General features: G+C 55.7%; 21 protein-coding genes. 15 read left to right on the forward strand and 6 right to left on the reverse strand.

Annotation, left to right across the window (positions count from 1 at the left end; all coding sequences use genetic code 11):
* Position 1 precedes the first annotated feature (1 nt).
* From mtrB to secA, 5 genes are all read left to right on the forward strand, one after another.
* Positions 2-1,756, forward strand: coding sequence for an MtrAB system histidine kinase MtrB (mtrB, locus tag J2S62_RS04860; RefSeq protein WP_310172042.1), 1,755 nt, complete (start codon positions 2-4; stop codon positions 1,754-1,756).
* Positions 1,753-3,444: an LpqB family beta-propeller domain-containing protein gene (locus tag J2S62_RS04865; protein ID WP_310172044.1), complete on the forward strand. Its 1,692-nt coding sequence runs from the start codon at positions 1,753-1,755 to the stop codon at positions 3,442-3,444. The genes mtrB and J2S62_RS04865 overlap by 4 nt, the downstream gene beginning before the upstream one ends.
* A 77-nt stretch (positions 3,445-3,521) precedes the next feature.
* Positions 3,522-4,286 (forward strand): ComF family protein, encoded by a 765-nt coding sequence (locus tag J2S62_RS04870; protein ID WP_310172046.1) that lies wholly within the window; start codon positions 3,522-3,524, stop codon positions 4,284-4,286.
* A 186-nt stretch (positions 4,287-4,472) separates the two neighbouring features.
* Complete coding sequence (gene hpf, locus J2S62_RS04875; protein WP_310172049.1) at positions 4,473-5,150, forward strand: ribosome hibernation-promoting factor, HPF/YfiA family; 678 nt, start codon at positions 4,473-4,475, stop codon at positions 5,148-5,150.
* A gap of 156 nt (positions 5,151-5,306) precedes the next feature.
* Complete coding sequence (gene secA / locus J2S62_RS04880) at positions 5,307-8,054, forward strand: preprotein translocase subunit SecA (RefSeq protein ID WP_310172051.1); 2,748 nt, start codon at positions 5,307-5,309, stop codon at positions 8,052-8,054.
* Here the strand turns inward: secA and J2S62_RS04885 are convergent.
* Both J2S62_RS04885 and J2S62_RS04890 read right to left on the reverse strand, forming a co-directional pair.
* Positions 8,051-8,698 (reverse strand): Rv3235 family protein, encoded by a 648-nt coding sequence (locus J2S62_RS04885; RefSeq protein WP_310172052.1) that lies wholly within the window; start codon positions 8,696-8,698, stop codon positions 8,051-8,053. The genes secA and J2S62_RS04885 overlap by 4 nt on opposite strands.
* 35 nt (positions 8,699-8,733) lie before the next feature.
* Positions 8,734-9,702, reverse strand: a complete 969-nt coding sequence (locus J2S62_RS04890; protein ID WP_310172054.1) for a LysM peptidoglycan-binding domain-containing protein — start codon at positions 9,700-9,702, stop codon at positions 8,734-8,736.
* A 208-nt stretch (positions 9,703-9,910) separates the two neighbouring features.
* Between J2S62_RS04890 and J2S62_RS04895 the strand changes: the two genes are divergently transcribed.
* Positions 9,911-10,480, forward strand: a complete 570-nt coding sequence (locus J2S62_RS04895) for a hypothetical protein (protein WP_310172056.1) — start codon at positions 9,911-9,913, stop codon at positions 10,478-10,480.
* Positions 10,481-10,490: 10 nt separating this feature from the next.
* Here the strand turns inward: J2S62_RS04895 and J2S62_RS04900 are convergent, their stop codons facing one another.
* Positions 10,491-10,718, reverse strand: coding sequence for a helix-turn-helix domain-containing protein (locus tag J2S62_RS04900; RefSeq protein ID WP_310172058.1), 228 nt, complete (start codon positions 10,716-10,718; stop codon positions 10,491-10,493).
* Positions 10,719-10,925: 207 nt separating this feature from the next.
* On the opposite strand from J2S62_RS04900, the gene J2S62_RS04905 reads away from it, so the two are divergent.
* From J2S62_RS04905 to J2S62_RS04920, 4 genes are all read left to right on the forward strand, one after another.
* Positions 10,926-11,564 (forward strand): flagellar biosynthesis protein FlgA, encoded by a 639-nt coding sequence (locus J2S62_RS04905; protein WP_310172060.1) that lies wholly within the window; start codon positions 10,926-10,928, stop codon positions 11,562-11,564.
* Between the two features lie 4 nt (positions 11,565-11,568).
* Positions 11,569-13,140, forward strand: a complete 1,572-nt coding sequence (locus J2S62_RS04910) for an AAA family ATPase (RefSeq protein ID WP_310172062.1) — start codon at positions 11,569-11,571, stop codon at positions 13,138-13,140.
* 103 nt (positions 13,141-13,243) lie between these two features.
* Positions 13,244-18,106: an NAD-glutamate dehydrogenase gene (locus J2S62_RS04915; RefSeq protein ID WP_310172064.1), complete on the forward strand. Its 4,863-nt coding sequence runs from the start codon at positions 13,244-13,246 to the stop codon at positions 18,104-18,106.
* Between the two features lie 48 nt (positions 18,107-18,154).
* On the forward strand, positions 18,155-19,633 hold the full coding sequence (locus tag J2S62_RS04920) for a sensor histidine kinase (protein ID WP_310172066.1): 1,479 nt from the start codon (positions 18,155-18,157) through the stop codon (positions 19,631-19,633).
* A gap of 52 nt (positions 19,634-19,685) precedes the next feature.
* On the opposite strand, the gene J2S62_RS04925 is transcribed toward J2S62_RS04920, so the two are convergent.
* Positions 19,686-19,934 (reverse strand): WhiB family transcriptional regulator, encoded by a 249-nt coding sequence (locus J2S62_RS04925; protein WP_310172068.1) that lies wholly within the window; start codon positions 19,932-19,934, stop codon positions 19,686-19,688.
* Between the two features lie 343 nt (positions 19,935-20,277).
* On the opposite strand from J2S62_RS04925, the gene J2S62_RS04930 reads away from it, so the two are divergent.
* Complete coding sequence (locus J2S62_RS04930; protein ID WP_310172071.1) at positions 20,278-20,688, forward strand: hypothetical protein; 411 nt, start codon at positions 20,278-20,280, stop codon at positions 20,686-20,688.
* Here the strand turns inward: J2S62_RS04930 and J2S62_RS04935 are convergent.
* Positions 20,685-21,071: a DUF1844 domain-containing protein gene (locus J2S62_RS04935; RefSeq protein WP_310172072.1), complete on the reverse strand. Its 387-nt coding sequence runs from the start codon at positions 21,069-21,071 to the stop codon at positions 20,685-20,687. The two genes, J2S62_RS04930 and J2S62_RS04935, sit on opposite strands and share 4 nt — an antisense overlap.
* Positions 21,072-21,353: 282 nt before the next feature.
* Between J2S62_RS04935 and infC the strand changes: the two genes are divergently transcribed.
* From infC to J2S62_RS04955, 4 genes are all read left to right on the forward strand, one after another.
* Positions 21,354-22,142, forward strand: coding sequence for a translation initiation factor IF-3 (gene infC, locus J2S62_RS04940; protein ID WP_407649899.1), 789 nt, complete (start codon positions 21,354-21,356; stop codon positions 22,140-22,142).
* A 122-nt stretch (positions 22,143-22,264) separates the two neighbouring features.
* Positions 22,265-22,459: a 50S ribosomal protein L35 gene (gene rpmI / locus J2S62_RS04945; RefSeq protein ID WP_043058549.1), complete on the forward strand. Its 195-nt coding sequence runs from the start codon at positions 22,265-22,267 to the stop codon at positions 22,457-22,459.
* 69 nt (positions 22,460-22,528) lie between these two features.
* Positions 22,529-22,912, forward strand: coding sequence for a 50S ribosomal protein L20 (rplT, locus tag J2S62_RS04950; protein ID WP_310172075.1), 384 nt, complete (start codon positions 22,529-22,531; stop codon positions 22,910-22,912).
* A 17-nt stretch (positions 22,913-22,929) separates the two neighbouring features.
* The gene (locus J2S62_RS04955; RefSeq protein WP_310172078.1) at positions 22,930-23,796 is read left to right on the forward strand and encodes a TrmH family RNA methyltransferase; all 867 of its coding nucleotides are present in this window, start codon (positions 22,930-22,932) and stop codon (positions 23,794-23,796) included.
* Here the strand turns inward: J2S62_RS04955 and J2S62_RS04960 are convergent.
* Positions 23,793-26,765 (reverse strand): FtsK/SpoIIIE domain-containing protein, encoded by a 2,973-nt coding sequence (locus J2S62_RS04960; protein ID WP_310175721.1) that lies wholly within the window; start codon positions 26,763-26,765, stop codon positions 23,793-23,795. The genes J2S62_RS04955 and J2S62_RS04960 overlap by 4 nt on opposite strands.
* Positions 26,766-26,827 lie beyond the last annotated feature (62 nt).

The following is a 26,827-nucleotide window of genomic DNA, read 5'->3' on the forward strand; positions in this document are numbered from 1 at the left end:
CATGTCCACCGACATTGCAACCCCGGCCGAAGCGCCGCCAGAGCAGCAAAGACCCTCATGGTTTCAACGCCTTGGTCGCATGGCCAATCGCGCTCGCCGTCGGTTCTTGTGGCGCTGGGATTCGTCGATGTCTCTGCGTACCGCCGTTATCGCGGCGGCAGCAACCATCATCGGGTCCTTGTTCCTGGCGTTTTTTCTTACCCAACAGATCACCAGCGGGTTGTTTCGATCTCGGTTCAATCAAGTCCAAGCCGAAGCAAACCACGCGTTGCAACAGACCCGCCAGGTCTTTGAAAACGCCGCGACCGCGGACGAAGAATCCACCACTTCACTGGTTGCTGACACGCTGCGGCAGCTGACCACTGACGACACGGCTTTCGCCCGGGACTTCTTGCTGTTGCCACTTGACGAAGACGACAGCCTGTATGTGGGTTCGATGAGTTCCGGAGGCGCCACGGAACAACTCATCACCGATGAGTTAGCCGAACAGGTTGCTTCCGGGAGTGGAATTTATTACCAATCCATTTCCTTGCCGGATGCGGGCTCCACCCAACCCGGCCTGGCATTTGGGACCCAGGTTGTACTGCCGCCCGGCAACTACTACGCGCTGTATTTCATCTATGATCTGTCCGACGTCCAGGCGACCATTGACTACCTGATGAACATCCTGCTGGTAGCCGGAGTGGTGTTGGTGTTCATGAATATCGGCATTGCACTGTGGGTCACCCGCTCGGTCGGAAAACCTATTCAACAGGCTGCCCAAACTGCCGAATGGCTCTCGTCGGGGGATCTGTCGGTCCGGATGGACGTCAAACGCACCGACGAAATCGGCTCACTGTCCGAGTCGTTCAATAAGATGGCCGACAACATTCAGGACCAGATCACCCAGCTGGCTGACCTGTCACAGATCCAGCAACGCTTCGTCTCCGATGTGTCCCACGAGTTGCGCACCCCGTTGACGACGGTGTCCATGGCTTCGGAAGTGCTGTATGAGTCCCGTGGTGAGTTGGATCCGGTGCTGCGTCGTTCGACTGAATTGATGCATCACCAAGTTCAGCGGTTCCAAGCGTTATTGGAAGACCTGCTAGAAATTTCTCGTTTCGACGCCGGAGTGGCTGAGGTCGCCGTCGAGAAAACTGATCTGCTGCACCTAGCTGCTGATGTCGCGCTCACGGCCCAGCCTTTGGCAGACAAGATGGAAACACAACTGTCAGTCGTGGCCAAAGGAGACTCCTTCACCGCTGAAGTTGACTCGCGTCGTATCGAACGCATTCTGCGCAATCTGGTCAATAACGCGATTGAACACGGGTTGTCCAACCCGGTGGATGTCATATTAGAAGGTGACGATACCGCAGTGTCCATTGTGGTACGTGATCACGGTATGGGCATGACCGAAGAGCAACTCGAACACGTCTTTGATCGGTTCTGGCGCGCCGACCCGGCGCGTACCCGTACCACCGGTGGTTCAGGCTTAGGATTAGCCATCGCCGTCGAAGATACGCGCCTGCATAACGGTACCCTTGACGCCTGGGGCAAAATCGATCAAGGTTCGGCGTTCCGGGTCACGCTGCCCAGGGTATCCGGCACCGTCGTGTCAGGGGCACCGCCGCTAGGCCTGCCGCCCGAATACGACCGGGCGCAACGTATTGCCCCCCGCGATGTGGATGTCACCGACGCTGAGGAACCGACCCATTCGGCCGTGTTCAATCGGATTACCGAACAACACCTGTACCAGCCGAAAAGTGAGTCCCCATGAGGTCGGTGCGCTACCTCACGCTCGTTGTCGCGGTGTTTGTAGCCACCATCCTGGCCGGCTGCGCCAGCATCCCGCAATCCAGTCAGGTCGGCGAATCTGATCCGCAAGCTGACATCGACCGAGACGTGGCCTACACCTTCAACCCAGCCGGCCCGGCAACCGACGCCACCCCAACCTCGGTCATCAACGGGTTCATCCTGGCGGCAACCGGCATTCAGGGAGATTTCTCTACCGCCCGTGAATTTCTGACCGACTCCGCAGCCGCCAACTGGGACCCGGCGGCCCAAACCACCATCTACACCGGACGGCCCATCGTGGATGCCACCGGCGACAACAACTACACCGTCGAGCTTGCCGTCGTCGGTTCCCTGGATGATGTCGGAGTGCTGGAGATCGCCGATGACGGCGCCACCCGCGAAGCCGACTTTGGGCTCGTGCAAGTTGATGGTCAGTGGCGAATCGATGAGGTCCCCGACGGCATTCACCTTGACGCTGCACAATTCCGTGCACTGTTTAACACCCAAACGCTGTACTTCTATGACCCGACGTATCAGTATGCGGTACCCGATGTCCGGTGGATGCTCAACACTCCGGACCAACCCACCACGATCGTCAATGCGTTGCTAGATGGGCCAGCGCGGTATTTGGAGGGGGCGGTCGTGACGGCCTTCCCGGCCGATGCGGACCTGTACCGCGATGTGGTGCCGGTGACCAGTGGTATCGCCCAGGTCGATTTCACCGATGAGACCTTTCAAAACACTTCTGAACTCGGTCGATATCGCATGGCACAACAGCTGGAGCTGACGCTGCAGCGATACCCCGGTATTTCGGAACTTGCGATGACCCGTGAGCGCACCACCTTGACGTTCGAGGATCCCCCGGACGGTTTTGTCGCTGCCGATAGCACCGTGACCCCGGGTAATACTCAGGTGGGTGTCGATGCGGATACGGATCAATTGGTCAGTTACGAAGCCAATAGCACCGGTACACTGCCGGGCTTTCCAAACGTGGCAAACCTCGAGCCCACTGACCCCACCATCAACCGCGAGCGCGACACCGCCGCCTTTGTGAACAGCGACCGTGACACGCTCTATATCGCCACCGATGCTACGCAGGCCTATGAAATCGCCACCGGATCAGAGCTGACGGCTCCATCACTTGATGTGCACGGCTGGGTATTTACGGTCACCGATGGCAACACGATCATCGCTTCCAATACCAATCGCAACGGCCAAGTGTTAGAGATTATGCACCCCTGGGCCGGCCGCGACGAAGAAATCATTGACCTGCGAATCTCACCGGAAGGCACCCGAGCCGCGGTCGTGGTCGAATCAGAAGATGACCCCGCCCAGCTGTACATCGCTGGGGTCATTCGCGACGAAGACAGCCAACCCCAAGCGCTAGGCAACACGTTCCGGCTCCAGACCGACGAACCTCCCAACCAAGTTTCGTGGTACTCCACCGCCGAGATCTTGGCCGGCCAAGTGTCTGCCCGAGACCGTGTCGAATTGGAACTCATCGGGTTTAGCGGCCCGTCTGTGAGTTTCAAACCGATGCTGGGAATGATCAACTTTTCGACCGGTGCTGGCAATACCTATGCCGAAACCGAAGACAACGTGTACCTGCGCGTCGGTAATAACTGGCGTGCCCAGCCCGAGGCTCCCACCCAACTGTCCTACCCGGGCTGAGTTGTCCACAAGGCTGAGTTGTCCACAAGCTGTGCTGATCCAGCCCCCTCGATGCTGCCATACGGCATGCTCGAAACATGCGTCTCTTACACCGTCTGGATAGCTTCATGACGTCGCCGGTGGCTCAACACGTCGGTCGGGCCTGGGGCGGTATGATGAATCTGCTGGTTCCCAATCCTTGTGCGCTGTGTGTTTGGTCTGATGCCGAAAAATACCATTTGTGTCGCGTGTGTACCGCTCTGCTCAGAGACCAAACCCGCCAGGTGATCCAGGCCCAAGATTTCGCCGATGCATTACCGCTAGATATCGTGACGGGCCAACCTTTACCGGTATTTGCTGCCTCGTTATATACCCCGGAGATGGCAAGACTGGTCCTGAACTTCAAAGATCACCAGCGCATCAAACTCGCGCAAGTGTTTCGTCCGATTATGTACCGAACCCTGCAATACGCCACCCAAGACTGTGGCTCGCCATCCTATCGCGTGGTGCCTATCCCAACCTCAGGTGCCGGTATGCGGAAACGCGGTTACAACCCAGTGACAATGATGCTGCCAAGCCCCCTGCCTGACAGGTTGCACTGCGATCCAGGTTTGTTGAAAACTCGATGGAATTTCTTTTCGCGCACTGCCCATCACGGCAGCGGGGTCCAGGCTCGGCGAGAAAGTGCTCGACGAAAGTTCCGGCTTGCTCGGCGACATCAAGAACCTGCAGAGCCTATTATCCTCGTGGATGACGTTTTGACTACTGGCGCGACACTCGCGGGAGCCGCCAGGACATTACAAGCGGCAGGTTTTGATATCGCTGCGGCTGTCGTACTGTCGACGGTGATACCGCGCAGTTAGTCCGCCAGAGTGTCGAAGAAGTCCATAAAAAGTACTCGAGAGGTAGAGAGGCCAGACTAAATCTTATCCTGGCGGGCCACAGCAGGTAACATTGGGGTGACCAGCGAAGGCGGCGGAGCAAATAGGACGGGAGTTTTAGTTGTTTCGTCGTTAACTTTATTGTTCTAAGTACACGAGGAGGCTTTGATGGCATTAGACATCAATTACCTAGCCCGCGACACAGATCTTACGGATGATTTTCGTTCTTACGTCGAAGAAAAGTTCGACAAGATCTCATCTTTGACCGAACAAGCGCAGCGTCTGGAGGTCAAACTCGTTTCTCGTGAATCACACACCGGAGCTTCCGGTCTGGTGACCGCTGAACTCACTTTGCATTCACCTCGAAACGTGGTTCGTTCCGAAGCTAATGATAACGATAAGCAAATCGCCTTCGATCACGCGTTTGCACGTTTACAGGAACGACTGCGCCGGCTTCGTGAACGAGCAAAAGGGGGGCGCCGTCGTCCCTCCGTGCAGGAACTTACCCAGAACTTCTCACCTGTACCATCTGATGTCTCGCTGGTTGAAGAGGTCCTGGAGCAACAGGCCGCGGAGGCCAAGGAACAGGCTGAAGAAGAACGTATCAACCAGAACGGCGAAGTACCTGTGACGATTCGTCGGAAGGTCTTCCCCACGGAGAAAATGACCCTGGATGATGCCATCGACAACATGGAACTGGTCGGACACGATTTCTACTTGTTTATTGATGAGGAGACCGATCTCCCATCGGTGGCCTATCGTCGTCGCGGTTGGTCTTACGGTGTGATCTCCATGGGGGATGAAGAAACTGAAACAGTACGCGATTATCGCCAGGCCGAATCCTAAAGCTAGCTGCTAAACCATGATGCCCCGCCCGTAATGGTGGGGCATCATGTATGTCTAGGAGCCTGAAATTTGGTATCCGGGAAGCCTAGCGGCGTAGACTGTCAAATGTGTGCGGCAAAACCGCCATAGGAATAGACTTCGGGAGTACAAAAACACGTGGCATCTTTTATCGAACGGATTTTGCGAACCGGCGAGAAACGCACGCTGAAGCGGCTACGCCAATACGCAGACGCCGTGAATGCAGTTGAAGACGATTTCAAAAACCTCACGGATGCTGAGCTGCGTGCAGAAACCGATGCGTTCAAAGAACAGATCGCAGACGGCGTGAGCCTGAATGTTCTTTTGCCCGAGGCATTTGCAGCGGTCCGTGAGGCCGCGTCGCGCACCGTTGGGTTGCGGCATTTTGACGTGCAGCTCATGGGTGGCGCAGCGCTGCACGAAGGCATGATCGCTGAAATGAAAACCGGTGAAGGTAAAACCTTGGTCGCTACCGCACCGGCCTACCTCAATGCACTGACCGGTAATGCCGTGCACATCGTCACGGTCAATGATTACCTTGCCGAATACCAGTCGGAACTTATGGGGCGTATTTTCCGGTTCTTAGGGATGACGACCGGGGTGATTTCCTCGGGTCAACCGCCTTCGGAACGCAAAGCCCAATACGATGCTGATATTACCTACGGGACGAATAACGAATTCGGTTTCGACTATCTGCGTGACAACATGGTCATGAGCAAAGACAATATGGTCCAGCGTGGACACGGCTTTGCGATTGTCGACGAGATCGACTCGATTCTGATCGACGAAGCTCGGACCCCGCTTATCATTTCAGGACCGGCGCAAGGTGGCGTTTCCGGTTGGTATTCTCAGTTCGCTGCGCTAGCCCCGCGCCTCAAACGCGACATCGACTACGAAATCGATGAGAAGAAACGCACCGTATCGGTCTTGGAATCAGGGATTGACAAGGTTGAAGATTGGCTGGGCATCGACAACCTCTATGAGTCTGCCAACACTCCACTGATCGGACATCTGAATAACGCCATTCGAGCCAAAGAGCTCTTTCTGCGCGGCCGGGAATACGAAATTATTGATGGTGAAGTTCGTATTGTCGACGAACACACCGGACGTATGTTGCCGGGTCGACGCTTATCAGACGGATTGCACCAGGCTATTGAAGCCAAAGAAAAGGTCAAGGTGCAACCGGAAAACCAGACCCTTGCTTCGATTACCCTGCAAAACTATTTCCGCAAGTATGACAAGTTGTCGGGGATGACCGGTACCGCCGAAACAGAAGCCGGCGAATTCATGTCCACCTACGAACTCGCCGTGGTTCCCATCCCTACCCATCGCGACGTCCAACGCGAGGATCGTCAAGACCTGGTGTATAAGAACGAAAAGGGCAAATTTGCCGCGGTGGTTGAAGACGTGGTGGAACGGCACAAGAAGGGGCAACCGATTCTTATCGGTACAACCTCGATTGAAAAATCTGAGTACGTTTCGAAACTGTTGGCCAAAGCTGGCGTCAAACACGAGGTGCTCAACGCCAAGAACTATGCGCGTGAAGCAGCCATTATTGCCGACGCCGGACGTCTTGGTGCGGTCACTGTTGCCACGAACATGGCCGGTCGCGGGACCGACATTATTTTGGGCGGCAACGCAGAATTCGCGGCCGTTGCGGAGATGAATCGACGCGGTTTGGATCCCGAAGAGGACGCCGAAGAATATGAGGCCGTCTGGGCTGAAGTCTTCGCCAAAGCACAGGCAGCTAGTGAAGAGGAACGCGAAGCAGTTAAAGCGGCTGGAGGGCTGTACGTCCTGGGTACCGAACGTCACGAGTCCCGACGCATCGATAATCAGCTGCGGGGACGTTCCGGTCGTCAAGGAGACCCTGGAGAGTCTCGGTTCTATCTGTCGATGACCGATGATCTGCTTCGCCTCTTCAACGCGGGGATGGCTCAACGCGTTATGAGTATGAGCAATTATCCTGACGATATGCCCCTGGAAGCCAAGATGGTGAGCAAAGCGATCGAGCGGGCACAGGCGACCGTCGAGGAACGCAACACGCAACAGCGTAAAGATGTTTTGAAATATGACCAGGTCATGAACTCGCAGCGTGAGGCAATCTATGCCGACCGGCGCCAGATCCTCGAGGGTGAAAACCTTGAGACGAGAATTCATGAGTTCATTGAAGACTCTATTTCAGCTATCGTTGACGAAGCATACATGCTGGAAAGCTCCGAAGAAGTCGATGGGGATCAGCTGTGGCAGAATCTGAGGGCGCTATACCCGATTTCTCTGTCGCAAGAAGATATCGAACAAGAACTGGGCGACCTGTCTTCTCTGAAGCCAGCCGACCTGAAGCGTGAACTCATCTCCGATGCGAAAGTTCTCTATGGTCTGCGTGAGGAAGAACTTGGCGCTGAGCAGTTGCGGGAACTCGAACGCCGCGTGTTGTTGGAATCTATCGGACAGAAGTGGCAAGAACATCTCTACGAGATGGATTACCTGCGCGAAGGTGTTGGATTACGTGCCATGGCCCAACGCGATCCACTGGTCGAGTATCAGCGCGAAGGCCATACGATGTTCCAGTCGATGATGCAAGCGATCCGCGAGGATACTGTGCATAAGCTGTTCCACCTCAAGATTCGTAAACCTGAAGTCAAAGTCGGATCGCAAATGCCCGGTGTTGCGGCAGATTTCTCGCAGATCGCAAACTTTGGCAATCGCCAACAACAGCCTCTGCAGTTTTCCGGTCCCTCGGCAGAAGCCCCCGGTTCAACGACTACCCAAACACGGGCGGCTGATGGCCAGCGAGTCAAAACGCAGCAAAAGTCTCGAACGGACCGCAAAACTGCACAACGTGAGGCCCGGAAGGCAGCTAAGAAAGCGCGTCGGGATTCCTAACCAACCTCCAGAGCAATAACCCGCCAGCGATCGCGATGCAGCTGTATTCGCATTGCGATCGCGCGGGCTCGTTTCCCCACGCGAATGGTCATCGAGCTTTCCCATTCTCCGTTGCGATGCATGGCAGCCCGCACCCCAATGGTTTTTACCGAGGGCACCTTTCGAGAGGCTTCGCCACGACGAGCTGCCACATGCTTTGCATTGGCGCTGTGGTAAACCCGTGCTTTGAGTTTGTGAAATAGGTCGAATTCTAACCATGAGCTCAATTGGCCGAAGGACCGAATACCCAGTTCGGCTTCAATAAATGCTGACCCGACGGCTTGGGTTACTTTCTTTATATCTGCCAGCAACTTGGCGTGTTGATGATCGACTGGTTGGGGACGTTCGGCGCTACGGAACGTAAAGACGTTCGATCGGCCGCGTTGAGCTCCCACCTCTTGAGCTGGGGCGAACTCCTCTCGGGGATCCAGTGGAACATGTTCAGGGCGGGCCGCCTGGCGAAGTCTCGTGGCCGGTAGGATCGCGGCCGAGCCAATCTGAAGTGGCGGGGCCTCTACTGCTTGTAGATGTCGTCTCTGGCTGGGCGTATCTTGGGTCTCTTCGAGATGATCAGACAGGGTGGAGGCAGTGAGAGCTGAGTACATGATGTTTTTCCTTTTTCTCGGGATGGGGGATGAGATTAGCTGGTAAATGGCGGAGCTTTTAGGACTGTCCCTGGACTCAGGACGTGAGGGTCTTCCCCAATTACTGCGCGGTTATGGTCCCACCAATGTCTCCATCGTTGATCGATCTGGAACAGCGTCGCGTCGGCCCCGAGCTCGTTGTGGGCGATGTCCCAGAGGCAGTCACCGGTCTTGATCACCACCGTGGGATCTTCTGTGTTCCGAGTCGGCTGTGGCGCGGCAATATAGGGTGACGGGATGGGTTGTTGTGGTGTGAAACGGTTCCCCGGTTGTTGCAGCTGCGGATCAGTTTGAGTCTGTGAGTCAGGTTCGAATTCGAGCTCGATGGTAGAGGTCTGGCGTGGCATGGGATCTACGTCTTCAGCTAGTGAAGGTGACGCTTCAGGTGTTGGAGTGATAGTTGCCTCACTCAATTGACGTGGTTCAACTGCGGGGGAAGGTGTCTCAGTATCAGAGCTCGTGGGGGAGGCCTCTGGTACAAGCCCATCGGTCGGTGACTCAGACTCGGTGGGGTCAACTTGAGGATCGTAAACCTCTGGCATAAATGGCTGGTGATCTTCGACGTGGGGGGCTTCGGTACTCTCGTGTTCGTTGGGTAGTGCGAACGCTTGTGGAGCGACAGCTACTTGCAGGCCTACCACCGAAATGATGAGACGGCGCAGAAACTTTGGCGTAAACACTTCGGCCCAGTACGCTAGCGCAGCATTGCGAGTTCTCAGCCCGATGATCATGCCCACCCCAGCTAGGAAAAAGAGTATCCACAGGACGGATAGAGCTATGCCGCCAAACCCGCAAACGAGAGCGATCCAGTATTCCAGTGTTTGACCTGAGGTCGCTGCTGAAAGGCTCTGCCATGATCGACTCAACCACCAGAGTATGGGCCCGGTGGCGAGACTCAGCACGCACAGCAAGAGATCTTCAGCGCTAATGCGGGACTTGATGGGTGTAACTTGAGGACCCGTCATATTTTCTCCGATAGTTCAACGATCAATGATGACAGTAGTTTTACAGAGATAAACTTTGAATGTCAATGATGCATTTTGATATCGTTTGATAAACTTTACTCGTCCAGGGTCGATATGGTGCGTTGAAAAAGCTCTAAGAGGCGGAAAATCTCGCCCGAGCGGACAGGCCGTCAATGCTTTTGACTAGTGGGCGACATAAGGTGATCACATGCGATGGAACGACTTATTTGCAGATCTCGAAGCGCAATTAGAATTTGGCCAATGGCAAGCGGTGGAACAGGATGCCGCAGAACTAACCCGTGGTCTGTGGGCGGAATTAACCCTGATGGATCGACTCCGAGCGGCACTAGGTCAACAGGTGCGCATTATGCTGCGCGACGGTCGGCTGCAAACGTTGGTGCTCAAAGCGGTTGGACCAGCATGGGTAGGTGGTGCCGATGGGGCAAATGCTCTGCTGGTCCCTCGCGAAGCGATCCTCAGCGTTGATGCCGACTTGCGGCGCGCTGTAGTCCCGAGCAGACCATTACAGGCCGGCCCAAAGATGGGCTCCGTCTACCGGATGTTGGCTCGGCGGCGTGAGCCGGTTCAAATCGTGGCGCGTCACGGCGACACCCTAGCCGAGGGGACGATCGACCGGGTGGGATATGATCATCTCGATCTTGCGCTGCATGCGCGTGACGAATTCCGTCGCACCACGGCACTGCGAGGTTTCAGAATCGTGCCATTCGAGGCGATCCAATTGGTGCGTGCTTCGCCGATGGGATTAGATGAGGTATAGGGGCAGCGGGTTATTGGTGCTGTTCAGTGTGTTGTTGCTGTTCGGTCTCGACACGTTGGCGTTGTTCAGCATGAAGTTGTTCGATGAATGCTTCGAACTTCTGGGAGTCGACCCGCCATTGACCCCGGCCGCCAATTTGAAACGCTTCGAGTTCACCCTTCAATACCATAGTGCGAACCGCGGCGGTTGAGATCTGGAGCTCTTCTGCAACATCCGTCAAGGTCATGAATCGAGGCACCGCAGCTCCTTCAAAGGCTAAAATTTGATGTCGTTTGATGCTCTTAGACTACTTCAGCTTCAGGTTGTTCACAAGCGCACCGCAGTGAATGCATCCTGGGTACGGCGATGCGGTTCAAGAAGTTGTCCACAGTTGGGCCACGAGCTCTTTTGTTCTCGGGAGTGATGGGTCACAGTAGATGGTTGGAAGCATCACTGAGGGACAAGCATGAACGATAAACCAGCAGAAGCACGTCGCATTCGCCCGCCCGGTTGGCGGGACCCGCGCCTACTTATTGGGCTGCTTTTAGTAGCGCTATCAGTCACCGGGGTAGTGGCTCTGGTGCAATCCATTGACGAGCGCCAGGGTTACTGGGCGGCATCGACGGACATCGTTCCGGGAGCGCAAGTCACGGCCGAAGATTTTCATATAGTTCAGGCCAGTATTTCTGAGTCCGCGGAGCACTATTGGGAAGCCGATACGGAGCTGCCACCTGAATTTTTGGTCTCATCCACGATCCTGCAAGGGGAATTGCTCACGCAGCGTCAAGTCGCGCAATCGGATCCTGATGGTCGTCAACAAGTCGGGGTGCGAGTATCTGAGGACATGCCAGCCTCCGTGACCATCGGTTCACGAGTGGACGTGTGGGTTGCTGCAGCACGCGAGGACGGCCGTGGCTATGAGGAGCCGACCAAGATGATCTCCAACGCTGAAGTAACGGGCACAGATAACAACACCTCTGCCTTTGCGGCGGCAAACACCACCACGGTCTACATGATGCTCGCACAGGATGCCGTTCCACCTGTACTGGATGCCCAGGCTAACGACGCAAAGATTGCGCTTGTGCCGGCGACTATCGGAGATTGAGCGAATGTCCGAACTGAGTGTAGCCACCACAATTAATCCACGCTTCGACCATGTCACCCCGATTGAAGCAACTCAATCTTCAGTCACTATTACACACCGTTGCCAGGTCTTCGCTGAGCTCATGGCAGTTGCGCGGTCCGGCTTGGTTGACATCGTGCTAATCGCCGACGACATTGAGCTTGTCGGATTAGAGACACTGCACCAGGTGCTTGATGGTGAGAGTCAAGGCCCAAAGGTGGCGGCGATATCGGATGTCGTGGAAGATCGTCAGCGACTTGCCGATCTAGGCGTTCCTGTTGCTTCCCCGACGCTGACGGGCCCACAGCTTGTTGAGTGGCTGCGTCAGGCCCATCAGGATTCTGCTGCACCTTCCGAACAACCGGTCGAGTTTAGCGCTCATGACTTGCAGGTGTTGGAGCAGTTGGATCCCGACACGTTACCAAAGCGTAAAACCGGACGCAGGGCAGCACCCTATGATCCAACCAAAGATCTGCCAACTCAATCTGAGACACCCGAAGCGCTGACTCACCTGCCCCAACCACCACCTGACCAGCTCAGCACCGTTGTGGCCTCATCCGACACAATGGACCGGTACACCTCACCGGATCGAGTTGTCCGATGTGAGGACATGGCACCCGTGGGGTCAGATGAAACACCACGCGGTCAACTGACTGCGGTGTGGGGACCCATCGGTGCTCCGGGGGTGACCACGGTGGCGGTCAACCTGGCTGCAGAATCGGCACTGGATGGATACCGTACCTTGCTCATTGACGCGAATACTTATGGCGCGGCCGTAGCAGTGCAGCTGGGCTTATTAGATGACGCCGCGGCAATTGCCCAAGCCTGCCGAGCGATTGAGCACCGCGGTATTTCTGCCATCGAACTGGGAGACTACGCCCAGAATGTTCGTATTGACGGTGCGTCACTGGATGTCATTACAGGGTTGACCCGCTCCGAGCGTTGGCCGCAAATCCGGGCAGCAGCCTGGGAGCAGCTGCTAGAGACCGCTCGGGACGGGTGGGATCACATTGTTATCGACTGTGGTTTCGGACTTGAAGAAGACGAAGAGCTAAGCTTTGATATTCCAGCTCCTCAACGTAATGCCACCACTATCGGTGCCGTTACAGCCGCCAACACTGTCGTTGCTGTCGGCACTGGCGACCCAGTGGGTTTCGTGCGACTGATGAAAGGGATGGAACAGCTGACTGAAATCACTACCGGGCCCGTTGTTCCACTTGTCAATAAAGTCACAGCTATGACCGCTGGCATCGCCCCTAAACGCCAGCTAGAAGATGTCTGGGAGCGATTTGGCCCGAAGATTGAGCTACGCCACTTCATACCGTGGGCACCGGAAGTGACCGCTGCCGCTCTGCTGGAGGGTAAAACTCTGGCTGAGCGCGCACCGAAAGCGGAAGTGCGACTGGCGATTCGCCACCTACTCCACGCATGCGCCCCAGTCGGGATGACCCGCACACCCTCCCGAGGACCTACCGGACGCACTCGATCTCACTGGTCGTTTCGCAATATAATAAAGGGGCTCAAGAGCAGGCCAGAGACCGCTCGTAGCACTGAGTAACCGGATGTCTCTGTGAACCCTGTTGCGGTGACGGGCCAGAAGCTAAGGTAAGTGGAGGCGGCAATGGGGCCGCCAACAGGTAATGTCTTCCACAGAAAGTTGCATGATGCCAGCGAATGATCCGTTGTGGACAGCGCCGTCCGCGAACAGCCCGATACAAGCCTCTGATGAGTTGACTCAAGCCTATTTCCGGCATGTCGGCGTCGATGACCAACGTGCGCTTGGAGACAAGGGCCGAGCCGCTATGGTCCAGTCGCACCTGGAGCTTGCCGTGGCTGCTGCTGGGCAACCGAAAATTGCCGTCATTCGTTCGGCCCGCCACGCTACTGTGCAAGTGGTCCATCCCGACATTCGGTACCTTGTCGACTCGGTTTCGGCTGAGCTGAACAAGCTCGACGTCCCGATCTCTGTGATAGTGCACCCCATAGTTGTAGCGCAGCATGCCAATGACGACGGCAGACTGACCAATATCTTCGAACTGCCCCCACACCGCCCGCGGATCTCTGGTGACCCGGCGGTGCCCCTGGAACAGATCCCAGCATCGCCCGAGGGTTATCATGCAGAACTGCAGTCCTGGATCTCCATCCAAACGGCTATTCCATTGGAACCTGACCAGGCAGAACAGTTAGAGCAAGCGGTGTATGCGTCACTTGCGGATGCACGGGCGGCACACGACGATTTCGGTTTGTTGAAAGATGCTGCCACCCAGGCGGCCGAGGCGTTACGAACTGAAAGCCCTGACACCGCGCGCGGTGTTGAACAAGCAGCACAACTTCTGGAGTGGATGCGCGACGATAACTTCGTCTTTCTGGGGTATCGAGAATACGAGTTGGCAACCAACGAACGAGGCGAGCACTACTTAGATGCCAGACCCGATACAGGTTTGGGAGTTTTACGGGAACAAGAGTCTCGGAAACAGCCTCTGACCAACTTAGGTCAACAGCAGATCGAGAAACCACAGCCGTTGATCATCACCAAAACGAATTCGCGATCTCGCGTGTACCGCAACGCCTATATGGATTTCATTTCGACCAAGCAGTACGACACGACCGGCGAAGTAGTCGGAGAGCGTCGTTTTATTGGTTTGTGGCGTCCCACGTTGGGCTCTGTCCCCATCGACCAGGTTCCATACGCCCGCGAACTTGCTGAACAAGTCCAAGCTGAGGCTGGATTTGATCCGCAATCGCACTCGGGTGCAGCATTGGCTCATGAGTTGGAGCGCTACCCGCGTGACGAGATGCTCCAGATGAATGCCCAAGAGCTACTAGATACCATGCTCGGGATCTTGTCGCTCGGCCAGCGTCGCAGAACCAAGCTTTTCCTACGCCCCGATATCTACGGGCGGTTCATGACGGCCATGGTGTTGTTGCCTCGAGACCGCTACAACACCTCGGTGCGTCTACGTATCCAAGACGTGCTCGTGGAGCACCTCAACGCCGAGTCATTAGATTTCAATGTCTTCCTCGACGAGTCCGTGCTGGCGCGCCTGTTTTACCGTATCCAGTTGCCTCATGGTTGGGAAGGCTATGATTCGGTAGATTCGCACCAGATTGAAAAAGACCTGGTTATGGCGGTCCGGTCCTGGAAAGAGGGCGTGGATATCCAAGCCGTCGCGGTCTTCGGGGAGGACTCGGGGGTAGAAGCCGCGCAAGTCTGGGATGAAGCGTTCCCGCCCAATTACCGGGTACGGTTTGAAATCGACGACGCGATGGAAGACATCTCGCGTTTGACGGCTCTGTCAGAGGATCGGCCTTCCATTTATCTGGAACCCCTAGAAAAGGGTGCGCGAATGAAGGTGTATTCGACGCAGCCCATCACTTTGACTACGCTTATGCCGATTCTGGGTGAACTTGGTGTGCAAGTCACGGATGAATACCCCTTCCGAATCACGCCACGCAATGGGCATATTTACTACCTCTACGACGTTGGTTTGGTCACCGAGGAGGATGTGAACCTCTCCAGTGTGAGCCAGTTGCTCGAAGATACCGTCGCGGCCGCGATTTCGGGCGATATTACCGCCGATGCGTTCAACAAATTAGTGCTGCATCAAGGCATCGATCCCCAGATGGTGGCGGTACTGCGCTCCTATGGACATTACTTGCGTCAACTCCAAGTACCCACCTCGATCCAGTTCATGGCCGAAGTCCTCTTGGATAACCCGGGAATCACCGCTGGATTAGTCGAATATTTTGAGACCCGCTTTTCCCCAGAGCTAGCTGGCGTCGGTGATGAGAGCGATGGGGCAGCATCACAAGAGCGCACAAACAAACTGGATGAGATCGTCGGTAAGCTACACGAACGTTTTGAACAAGTTCCCACATTAGATGCCGATCGACTGTTGCGTCAGTACTTGACGGTCATGCAAGCCACGGACCGAACCAACGCTTATACCGGTCACGGGTGGTTGAGCTTCAAACTCGCACCTCAACGCATTCCGTTTGCGCCCAATCCCCGTCCACTGCATGAAATTTGGGTGCACTCCCCGCAAGTCTCTGGGGTGCATTTCCGGTTCGGTGCGATTGCGCGCGGCGGGTTACGTTGGTCGGATCGGCGAGAGGATTTCCGGACGGAAGTTCTGTCACTGGTACAAACCCAACAGACGAAAAATGCTGTGATCGTGCCGCAGGGCGCTAAGGGTGGATTCTATGCTCACCGGCTGCCTGATCCCAGAGTCGACCGCACTGCGTGGGTCGAAGCCGGCCGCGACGCCTACCGAACATTTATGCGCGGCATGTTAGACATCACCGACAACCAGAAAACCGGTGACGCCGGTATCGTAACCTGGACGCGGGATAACATCATCCGACACGACGGCATCGACACATACCTCGTGGTCGCAGCGGATAAAGGCACCGCAGGTTTCTCCGACACGGCAAACGAAATTGCTGCCGAATATGATCACTGGCTCGGGGACGCCTTTGCTTCGGGCGGCTCCGTCGGGTATGACCATAAGGGCATGGGCATCACAGCCCGTGGCGCATGGGAATCAGTGAAGTCCCACTTTGGCATGCTCGGCATGGACGTCGAGAACGAGCCGTTCACCGTCGTGGGGATCGGCGACATGTCCGGGGATGTATTTGGCAATGGTATGCGGCGTTCCCGACACACCAAACTGCTCGCCGCGTTCAACCACTTACACATCTTCGTTGACCCAAATCCGGAGCCGGAGGCATCTTTCGACGAGCGCGAGCGCCTCTACAACACGCCACGGTCGACGTGGGCAGACTATGATCCGGACTTGATCTCCGCTGGTGGGGGAGTCTTTGATCGCACCGCACGCTCTATCGACATCACCGAGGAAATGCGTCAAGCATTTGATATCGGCCCGAATGTCACAGAAATGACGCCCAATGAACTCATTAAGACCCTCCTCCAAGCACCGGTAGACCTCGTGTATAACGGGGGCATCGGTACCTACATCAAAGCCTCGGACGAGACCCACGACGATGTTGGCGACCGGGCCAATGACCCCATTCGCATTGACGGGCGACAACTTCAGGCCCGCGTTGTTGGTGAGGGCGGTAACCTCGGTGCGACGCAAGCGGGGCGTGTGGAAGCTGCCCTGCACGGTGTGCGGCTCAATATGGATGCCATCGATAACTCAGGCGGGGTGGACGCATCAGATCATGAGGTCAATATCAAGATTCTCATCGACACGATGCTGGCCCAGAATCTGATCTCACCTGAAGAACGCACAGACTTGCTGTTGTCGATGACCGATGAGGTCGCGGACCTGGTGCTGACCACAAACGTCAACCAGAACGCATTGTTACGGCTGGAAGAAGGTCTTGATGAAGACTGGACGCCGACCCTTATCCGGCACACCGCATGGTTAGAAGAACACGCAGGCCTGGACCGAGAACAAGAATCCTTGCCTTCTGAAGAAGAAGTCCGCCAACGGATGCGTGACGGTCGAGGATTCGTCACACCCGAACTAGCCGTCTTAGCGTCTTACACCAAGATCCAGCTGATGCAAGATTTGCTGGATTCGGACATGGTCGATGACGAGTGGTTTCGAGACTGGCTATGTGACTACTTCCCGAAAACGCTGCGTGACAAGGCGGGAAGCACAGTGTTTGAACACCCGTTGGCCCGTGAGATCATCGCTATGATGGTGGCCAACTACGTCGTCGATACCGGAGGCATCACCACCGTGTTCCGGGCCCAAGAAGAGACCGGAGCAGACACCCATACTGTCGTCGAATCCTTCTTGACAGCCCAGGCGGTATATGAGGTGGACGAATATCGCGAGGACCTCGACACACTGCCCAAAACCATGGATGCCTCGGTTCGTTGGGAATCCGGTTACCGGTTGCGACGTCTCAGCGATCGGCTCACTCGCTGGATCATTCACCACCAGCGTGCCGACCTGACGATGCATCAGCGCATCAGTGCATACAAAGATCAGGTCGTGGAACTGATCCCGGAGATCTCATCTGCATTTATCGGGGATACGAAGAAACGCTTTGAAACCGATCGCGACCGGTTTATCGAAGCGGGGTTCCCACCGCAACTGGCCGTTCGGACTGCACGCATGTTCGAAGCTTATTCACTCATGGACATCGTGGATCTCGCGGCACGACTCAACATGGACCCCAAACGGGTCATCGGCGTGTTTTTTGCACTCCACGACGAGTTCAACGTCAGCGAGCTTCTTGAATTGGTGAGTGGCCTGTCACGGCGGACCCGATGGGACGCGCTGTCTAGGGTCTCCATGCGCGAAGATCTCTACTCTTGGTTGACCGAACTGACCGGAGAGGTACTCGCCACTGAAGGCAGTCAAGGCCTAAGCCCAGTCGATGCCATCCGGCATTGGGAAGCGGACCATCTCCGCCGCGTGGCAAGGGTCAGGAGCTTCTTGGATGGCATCTCGGAACAGCTCAAGGCACAAGTCACCGCGACCGGGTACACGGATCTTTCCATGCTCACAGTCGTGCTCCGCCGGCTCCGGACGTTGATCCTGTAGACGCGACACCACTTCGCAAAACCCGGAAGTCAGGACTACGCTACAACCATGCACTCCTCGACTTCCGGGTTCTCCATTCCCGAAGACCATCGAGCTCAGCTTGAGCTCCTCACCGCCGAGTGGCAGATCATCGCCGATTTGTCGTTTTGTGACCTGGTGTTGTGGTATCCCCAAGACACTAGCTTCGTCGCTCACGCCCAAGCACGGCCGGTGACCGCTCAGACGACGCTGCCACAGGACATGATGGGTATCACGGCCCCGACCAATATCATCGGTCTCCTGCGGCAAGTGTTTGCTACCCACGCGCCGGTAGCTGTCGATGGCGAGTATCCCAGCGGCCCACCGGGGGTGTCCGCATGGCCTGTCACATCGAAGGAGACAACGGTTGCGGTCGTGACCGTCCATCAAAACCTGGTGTCGCAGCGGCACGCATCGAGACTCGAAGAGGTTTACCGCCAGTCCGCCCATGATTTATTAGTCATGATGTCGAATAGGATATGGCCGGCCCAAGATTCTAAAGCCTCTTCGACCAGTCACGGGAATCCGCGGGTGGGTGACGGCTTGGTGCGTATCGATGCCCACGGGCTGGTGACGTACGCGTCACCCAACGCCACCTCAGCTTTTCGGAAACTCGGCATCCGCGAGGCGGTGGATGGCCGCCAATTGTCCCGGTTAGTAACGAACCAATTGGACCCTGGCATACCTATCGACGAACTCATGCCAACCGTGCTGTTCGGCCGGCAATCAGCTCGAGTCGATATCGAGACGCGCAAAATAGTTCTCTCAGCAAGGTCGATTCCACTTGTAAACCAGTCCGGGGAACGCTTCGCAGCTCTGGTGTTACTGCGTGACATTACAGAGATCCGTCGCCGAGACGAACAATTGATCAGCAAAGACGCGACGATCCGAGAGATTCATCATCGGGTCAAAAATAACCTCCAGACTGTCGGCTCACTGCTTCGCATGCAGTCTCGCCGCATGCAGTCCGAAAGCGCTCGCCAAGCGCTTCTGCAAGCAATGGCACGGGTGGATGCGATTGCCCTAGTTCATGAGACGCTGTCTCAAACCATGGACGCCACGGTGGATATGGATGACCTATTACACCGACAATTCACTATGGCAGTCGAGATTGCCGCACAGGACCGACTGATCCACACGCAGATCGATGGCAGCTTCGGCGAGTTACCGGGACAGCTGGCCACACCCCTAGCGTTGGTCGTCAACGAGCTGGCAACAAACGCGGTTGAACATGGCACGGCCGCCACCGGAGGGACGATTAAGTTGTTGACCAAACGTCAGCAACGGGTCGGTGAACCCCACCCATATCTACGAGTCGAAGTCATCGATGAAGGAGTTCCAAGTAACTCCGATGCTCCGACAGTCTTTGGCAGCGGCTTAGGCACCCAGATTATTCGCACGCTGGTCGAAGCAGATTTGCGAGGAACAATCACTTGGGAGCGTCAGCGTCCTGATCACCACGGGACAGCAGGCACACGGGCTATCATCAAGATCCCGTTGGATCATTAAACAATTGGGGTGTCACACCAGCTGGTGCGACACCCCAATTGAACATCTGTACCTATGAAGCGCGACGTGCGCGCGCTTTCCGGCGTTTCAGGGCGCGGCGTTCGTCTTCACTCATGCCACCCCAAACACCAGAATCTTGACCTGACTCGATGGCCCATTGGAGGCAAACTTCCTGCACAGGACAGGTCCGGCAGATCGCTTTGGCTTCCTCAATCTGCAATAACGCAGGGCCGGTGTTTCCGACTGGGAAAAATAGCTCCGGGTCCTTGTCCAGACAGGCTGCTCGACTGCGCCAATCCATGATGATCGCTCCCTAAGAAGACGCTTGTCAGCGTCCAAGTTAAATGGTGTTTTTGACCTGCAATCCAAGACGTTCAGATTAGTGCAACGACGCCTTGTGTCCAAGAATGACAAAGTGATTACTGATCTCCGTCAATATGTTATGAACCAGCTTTCCACGGAGTCCGCACCCGTTCAAGAGCTTTTCAAAGAATTCTCGCCGAAACCGAGAGTGATTAATCACATTTCAAGTAAATTCAACATGACCGTGATGCCACGCTCACATTAACAGTTGAAACATGGCGTTAGGCTAAACCTAAATCGGCCGTCCTGCTCAGGCCATCGTTTGTTCCACGGAGTCGTATATGTCGCAGTCCTCGCAGTCCAATAATCTGTCACCGTCGGTATGGATAGTTGCCATCGTTGTGTTTGCCCAAGCGCTGGCGTTAGTCGTCAATGCTGTGCTGACCATCGCAGATCCGGGCTCTCAGCAGTTGCCCGGTACAGCGATTTTTTTCTTGGTGTTCCTCTACCTGCTGGGTGCGGTCTGGTTGACCGGCGCGGGCCTCGGCGTGATTAGGGGGAAAGCCTGGCCTCGTGGCGCGCTCATTGTGATCGAGGTGTTGGCAGTGATTGTATCGATCAGTTATTTCCAACTCGGCGAACCGGTGCTCGGGATTGCTTTAGCTCTTTCCGGGGCCGTAGTGCTGATCGGATTGTTCACTCCGGCGCTGAACGAACACTTGGTGCAGCGCCGGAGCTCAACTGGTGGTTAGTTTACTGGGCCGGTGTATTTTTCGCCGGGTCCTTGACCAGGGGGGTCTGGCACAATTGATTCTTCGCGGAAGGCCAGTTGCAGCGTACGCAGACCATCACGCAGCGGAGCAGCGTGGGCTGAACCCATGTCGGGTGCCCCAGCGACTACGAGTCCCGCAAGAGCGGTAATCAATTTTCGCGCTTCATCCAGATCGATATGGTCGCGTGCATTGGGCATATCGCCAAGACCGACTTTAACGGCGGCTGCCGTCATCAAGTGCACAGCGGTAGTGGCAATAACTTCGGCTGCAGGAACTTCGTGTATTTCGCGAACCTGGTTTTCGACATCGTCGAGGCCAAATTCGTAGACACCCTCTTGGGCGTGATCATGTGGTTCAGTCATACCCCTAAGCTTGGCACACCTTGACGCATTCAAATCATCGTCGCAGTAACTTTTCGTGCACAGAGTAGCTGGCGGGAGCCAACTTCAAATTGATGGTGCCTGAAGAACATGCTAAGATCATTAGCTGAATGACAAGTGGAGCACACCTCCCACCCGCCGACGGATCATGTATCAAGTTATCGGGTAGCTCGGACCAGATTCTCGTATCGTCAGTCCGAATGACTGCGCTGAACTACGTTGGCGCAGCATTAGCCTCCACTGTCTTACAGGGAGGCATTTTTTATGCCTTGCCCTGGAAGTCAGCCAGGGAGGTGGCGACTGACAGTATTCAACCTAACAAGGAGATATCTCATTAGCGAGCCAAGAGTAAACGAACGCATCCGCGTGCCCGAGGTCCGGTTAGTTGGCCCAGAGGGCGAACAGGTCGGCATCGTGCGCATAGAAGATGCGTTGCGGCTGGCTGTTGAAGCTGATCTAGATTTGGTGGAAGTCGCTCCGAAGGCGAAGCCACCCGTTGCAAAATTGATGGATTTCGGTAAGTGGAAATACGAGGCCGCTGTTAAGGCCCGTCAGTCCCGCCGAAACCAAGCAACCACCCAATTGAAGGAAGTCCGCTTCCGTCTCAAAATTGAAGACCATGACTATCAGACCAAGGTTGGCCAGGCTCAGCGTTTCTTGAAGTCGGGAGACAAGGTCAAAGCGATGATTCAGTTCCGCGGCCGTGAGCAGCAGCGGCCAGAATTCGGCGTGCAGCTCTTGGAGCGCTTTGCTGAAGATGTTGCAGAATTTGGCGAGATCGAATCCAGACCTCGTCAGGACGGACGCAACATGGTCATGGTGGTCGGGCCGCATCGCGGCACCCAGGCCACAAAAGGTAAAGGCGGCGCGCACAAACCACGCCAAGGTGGGGGATCACGTCGTGACCGTGAGGCAGCAGCTGCGCAGAAGGCCCGGGACGAGCAAGCCGACCAGGCTGAGCCGAAGAACTCTGTGGCTGATGCAATGCCTGAAGAACTGAAAGAGCAGGCGAAACAAGCCTCCGAAGGTCCAAAACCAGGACCCAAGTCGTAAACAGTTCGACGATTTAGAAGTTTGCTAGGAACGTGGAGCGTTTCTGGTAGGTAACGTCTTGCCATAAGACTGAGCTGGTTCCAAGCGGAAGTCAGCGAACAACAAGAAGGAGAGCGGCCCTCATGCCGAAAATGAAAACTCACAATGGTGCCCGCAAGCGCTTCCGCGTGACAGGGTCAGGAAAATTGATGCGCGAGCGTGCTAATCGCCGGCATTACCTGGAGCATAAGTCCTCCCGCTACAAGCGTCGTCTCAAACCAGACGTAGCGCTGGCAAAAGCTGATGTGGCACGTATTCGCCGCATGCTAGGCATCTAAGTTTAGCTACCAGGTAGCATCCCAACAATTTTTTCCCACCCGGGAACCCACACTTAAGGAGAAGAACGCATGGCACGTGTCAAACGTTCGATCAACGCAAAGAAAAAGCGCCGCACAGTACTGGAGCGCGCCAAAGGTTACCGCGGTCAGCGCTCACGTTTGTACCGCAAAGCACACGAGCAGCTGTTGCACTCGTATGTCTACAACTACCAGCACCGTCACAAGCGCAAAGGCGACTTCCGCCGGTTGTGGATCACCCGTATCAATGCTGCGGCTCGTGCTAACGGTATGACCTACAACCGCTTCATCCAGGGTCTGAAGCTGGCTGAAATCGATTTGGATCGCCGTATGTTGGCTGAGATTGCCGTATCTGATGCTGAGACTTTCACTTCGCTGGTCAAATTGGCTAAGGAAGCCCTGCCAGCTGATGTGAACGCACCGGCCGCTAAGTAAAACTAGCGACTCTCTCGATGCATAGCCGCCCCGTCAACTCGATGGACAACCCGAACGCTGAGCGCGTCAAACGGGTCGCCCAGTTGGCGGGGCGTTCTGCTGTCCGGATTCGGAGGCAGCGGTTCTTAGCAGAAGGCCCGCAATCAGCGAGTGAGGCCCTTCGTGCACACCTGGGATTGTTAGACCTGTCAGTTGAGGCCCTGAAATTCTGGCCCCCCGAACAGACCGTGGCAGAGGTTTACTACACTGCACGGTTGGCCTCAACCCATCCAGAGCTGATGGAGCTTATAACCGAGCTTGACCATGGCGTTTTTGTAGCCGAGACCACCGACCGGGTGTTACAGGCTATGTCAGATGCGGTGGTCCACCAAAACATTATTGTGGTTGCCAATCTGCCCGCAGCCCGAGGGGTCCCCTCCGATGAAGCTGCGTTGATTGCTGGGTTGGTACGAGTCCAGGATCCTGGCAACGCCGGTACCATCATTCGCGCCGCAGACGCGGCTGGAGCCGATTACGTTTTTACGACTCCCGATACAGTGGACATTTATAATCCTAAAGCTGTGCGTTCCACAGCGGGATCACTGTTCCATCTCCCGGTCTACGCCAACGTGCCTTTAGCCGACTTTAGAACTCAGTATCGCGGTCAGATCCTAGCTGCTGACGGATACGGTGACGTTGGCTTAGATCAGACTGAAACGGGTATGCTCGCTCAGCACACGGCATGGCTATTCGGTAACGAAGCGCGCGGGCTTAGTGGTCACGATCTTGAATTTGCTGACGCTCGGGTTGCGGTGCCTCTCTACGGGCTAGCTGAATCCCTCAATGTCGCCACTGCCGCCACGATTTGTTTATATTCTTCGGCGATGGCCCAAAGCGGGGCTTAGCCAATACAGAGTTGGACCTCGAGGCCACCTTGGGGCTGATCAGCGGTGACTAGCACTGCCCGTGCGGTCACGGGTGGTACTAACCGGAGCGTTGGCCAGATGAGCTGATGTTCTGCAGTGGAATTCTTCGGTATATAGAACCGGTCTGGGATTGTCGCGAGCAACCGACCTCCAGCGAGCTCTCGAGCACCAAACACATACACAGTAAGCAACGGCGAAAATTGTCGCATCAGCCGGATTAGACATTCTTCAAGCCCTTGAAAACTTCCGGTTACAGGTGCATTGGCCCAGCTGCCCCATTCTGTGATCACCAGGGTAATATGCATCCCAGAGGCCAGTTTCGTTCGCAGGTCATCTAAAACATCCCTCAGGGCATCACTAGTAGCCAGATCAATGAGCATTTCGTAGTCCCACCCGGGAAGCGTTTGCGCCAGCTGACGGCCCTCAAACAGTATTTTGTGTTCCGCTGTCCTTACTACGTGGTTACTGACAACATCAACAAGAGCCTCGAGTCCGCTGCCTGCCGCGCCGATCCACGCCACAGACCCGCTTAATCTGAGCTCATCGGAAGCCGTGCCAGACGTACCAATCTCCACAGGATACTGGCGACAATTGGCTGGATCATCAACCAGGCCAATGGGTGTGTGCAGTGCTGTAGTCCCGTATTGTTCTCGTAGAGTCGCTACTTCGATCTCATTCACGAGTGCCGGAAGTATCACTGGGGGCGGTGTGGGCAATACCGCAGCAGACTGCTGGAGCCGACGAACAACTCCGGGCCAGTCACTCGTCGATGCCACCTTGTGGACTCGTGGATCATCTTGGGGAACTATCAACAGGGGGTCGTCTTCTAGCGTGTACCGCGCGGTTTGGAACATACGTGGTGCGGCTGCTCCGGCTTTAAAGTATGCTCTTCCGGGTGTCACAGGAGATATTTGAAAGGCATCGGCGCTACCTAATACGTCCCAGGAGTCGTGTTCTGTGGCAGTCCGAAGAGCAATTGTAGAACCAATATTTGCTCGAATATCCGCACTAACGGCTCCTTGGGTCCGCTGAGTAGCCAAGATCAAATGGAACCCGAGTGACCGTCCTGTAGCAGCCAAGTGCGCCAGCGTCGTCGCCGCCTCAGTGTTTTGGTCTACCAACACTCGCAGTTCATCGATCGCGACAACTAATCGGGGCAGCAACCTCTGGGGAAAGGCTCGCCGATAAGCTGCATAATCAGCTACCAGATGCTTAGCAAACAAGGCCTCCCGGCGATACAGCTCCGCGGCGATGGCCTCCAGTGAGCGAAACGAGGCGGCCGCCACATGGTTAGTTTCCACGCTCATTGTGTGAGGCAGTGCAGCCAGCACGTTGAACGAGGAACCACCCTTGAAGTCGAGCAGGATCAAGCTCATCTCAGATGGTGGGTAACGTTGTGCAAGACCCACAAGCACGGTCAAGAGCAATTCGGATTTCCCAGAGCCGGTGGTACCGGTTATGAGCAAATGCGGCCCCTCTCGTACAAGGTCGATGCTTAGCCCTAACTTTCCCGATCCGACAGTAGTAAGCATCTGTGCGGTGGCAGTGCCCTCCAACAAGTTCTGCGTCAAGTTCAGATGATGTGGTTCTACTTGCTCGGCTGGCCTGGTCAGCAGAAGTTCCTGAGAAACCAGTTGCAACGTCGGTTCGCTAAGCCCGAAAACCTCCAGGTTTGTAGACCTATACGGACCTTCGATGGTCCCCTCATTGAGATCGACGACTGCGGTTTCGTCGTCGGCAACTACGTTTGAATCCCGAAGGAAAATCAGCTGGTGCAGCTTTGGATCGGGGGCTGGGACGTATCCTTCCAAAACTTCCACAGCGGGGGGCCCACCGACGTGAATACTTTCGTCTATGAAACCGGTGCCCGTCGCTTTTGCATGTCGCATGATCTGAGCAAGAAGCCAATGCTTTAGGGCACGTCTCGTTGCCAAATCACCAGTAATAAGTGTCTGACTACCGGGTTCCAAACACAAGACACTAGAGACACGCCCGACAAGATGTGATGCCCACCGGTCACTATCTTGGGAATCAGTCAGTTGAGCCTGACGAGCGCCTGTACCAACCGTTACTACAGGGAAGGTGGGCTGAAGCCCGGTAAGAGCGAGTGGATCCTCATCCGGACTGGAAAATGCGCCGATCAATTCGTGCGGAGTAAATACATCTGCTGCGAATCGGTCTGCGACCCTCTGCAGTTCATCGTGGATCGCAGCAATGTGGCGTGATCTGGCTCGACGATATTGCAAGATGAGGACGGCTGCGATAATGACCGAGATACCGGAAAATAGTAGAAAATACCACATTCCAGTTACTAGCATTAACACCACACCGATTAGCAGCGGTGCAGCAGCTCCAATGATCTGCAAGAGGAGGTTTGGGGGAGATGGAGGTTGACCCGGTGAGATTGCATAGTCCCCTGGATCACGTGGGGCATGAAGAGGGCCTTGGATGCCGCGACGCAAAACGAACGTCGTTTGGCCTGAGATAAAAACGTCTCCATAGTCCCAGACTCGCGGTTGCGCTCCCGTAGAAATTATTGTGGGGCCATCTGAGGCTAAACGAATATCGAAATCATATCCGGACAACCACGGATCGCGCACCTGAGCCCGAGCCGAAGCGCGACCAACGGATAAATTGCGTCGCGTCAGAGGGAAAACACGACCCGCGTCTGGACCGGTCGTTGTAATGAGCTTCAGGTATGTCTCAGGTTCAACCCGGGGTTCGGCATCGGCGGGCTTGGCAAGGATTTGCGGAGGCTGTGTAGTCCAGAGTTCGGCTAGATCATGTTGCTCGTACTCGTCTAATAACTTGTTGCCACAGTAGAACTTTAGCCGTGAACCCAGAATGTCTCGCAGGGCTGCTGCCAACTCTGCTCCACCCTCGGCGGGCACACGACTTAAGTACCACCATGCAGGTGGTGAGGCTAGCCCAAAGATTTGTAGGTACATCACGGTTCCTTTCATGACGTAGATTTCCATCCTCCGAAATAACAGGAGCCACCACCTAGGTC

Source organism: Enteractinococcus fodinae, assembly GCF_031458395.1.
Classification (GTDB): Bacteria; Actinomycetota; Actinomycetes; order Actinomycetales; family Micrococcaceae; genus Yaniella; species Yaniella fodinae.

What these genes read in the sequence shown, in the direction of transcription:
- J2S62_RS04955 (WP_310172078.1), top strand. Translation starts at nt 22,930, where the DNA reads ATGCATAGCCGCCCCGTCAACTCGATGGACAACCCGAACGCTGAGCGC.
- J2S62_RS04865 (WP_310172044.1), top strand. Translation starts at nt 1,753, where the DNA reads ATGAGGTCGGTGCGCTACCTCACGCTCGTTGTCGCGGTGTTTGTAGCC.
- J2S62_RS04910 (WP_310172062.1), top strand. Translation starts at nt 11,569, where the DNA reads ATGTCCGAACTGAGTGTAGCCACCACAATTAATCCACGCTTCGACCAT.
- J2S62_RS04915 (WP_310172064.1), top strand. Translation starts at nt 13,244, where the DNA reads ATGATGCCAGCGAATGATCCGTTGTGGACAGCGCCGTCCGCGAACAGC.
- rplT (WP_310172075.1), top strand. Translation starts at nt 22,529, where the DNA reads ATGGCACGTGTCAAACGTTCGATCAACGCAAAGAAAAAGCGCCGCACA.
- J2S62_RS04920 (WP_310172066.1), top strand. Translation starts at nt 18,155, where the DNA reads ATGCACTCCTCGACTTCCGGGTTCTCCATTCCCGAAGACCATCGAGCT.
- J2S62_RS04960 (WP_310175721.1), bottom strand. Translation starts at nt 26,765, where the DNA reads ATGTACCTACAAATCTTTGGGCTAGCCTCACCACCTGCATGGTGGTAC.
- J2S62_RS04935 (WP_310172072.1), bottom strand. Translation starts at nt 21,071, where the DNA reads ATGACTGAACCACATGATCACGCCCAAGAGGGTGTCTACGAATTTGGC.
- J2S62_RS04905 (WP_310172060.1), top strand. Translation starts at nt 10,926, where the DNA reads ATGAACGATAAACCAGCAGAAGCACGTCGCATTCGCCCGCCCGGTTGG.
- J2S62_RS04930 (WP_310172071.1), top strand. Translation starts at nt 20,278, where the DNA reads ATGTCGCAGTCCTCGCAGTCCAATAATCTGTCACCGTCGGTATGGATA.
- J2S62_RS04890 (WP_310172054.1), bottom strand. Translation starts at nt 9,702, where the DNA reads ATGACGGGTCCTCAAGTTACACCCATCAAGTCCCGCATTAGCGCTGAA.
- infC (WP_407649899.1), top strand. Translation starts at nt 21,354, where the DNA reads ATGCCTTGCCCTGGAAGTCAGCCAGGGAGGTGGCGACTGACAGTATTC.
- rpmI (WP_043058549.1), top strand. Translation starts at nt 22,265, where the DNA reads ATGCCGAAAATGAAAACTCACAATGGTGCCCGCAAGCGCTTCCGCGTG.
- J2S62_RS04895 (WP_310172056.1), top strand. Translation starts at nt 9,911, where the DNA reads ATGCGATGGAACGACTTATTTGCAGATCTCGAAGCGCAATTAGAATTT.
- J2S62_RS04925 (WP_310172068.1), bottom strand. Translation starts at nt 19,934, where the DNA reads ATGGATTGGCGCAGTCGAGCAGCCTGTCTGGACAAGGACCCGGAGCTA.
- mtrB (WP_310172042.1), top strand. Translation starts at nt 2, where the DNA reads ATGTCCACCGACATTGCAACCCCGGCCGAAGCGCCGCCAGAGCAGCAA.
- J2S62_RS04885 (WP_310172052.1), bottom strand. Translation starts at nt 8,698, where the DNA reads ATGTACTCAGCTCTCACTGCCTCCACCCTGTCTGATCATCTCGAAGAG.
- J2S62_RS04870 (WP_310172046.1), top strand. Translation starts at nt 3,522, where the DNA reads ATGCGTCTCTTACACCGTCTGGATAGCTTCATGACGTCGCCGGTGGCT.
- hpf (WP_310172049.1), top strand. Translation starts at nt 4,473, where the DNA reads ATGGCATTAGACATCAATTACCTAGCCCGCGACACAGATCTTACGGAT.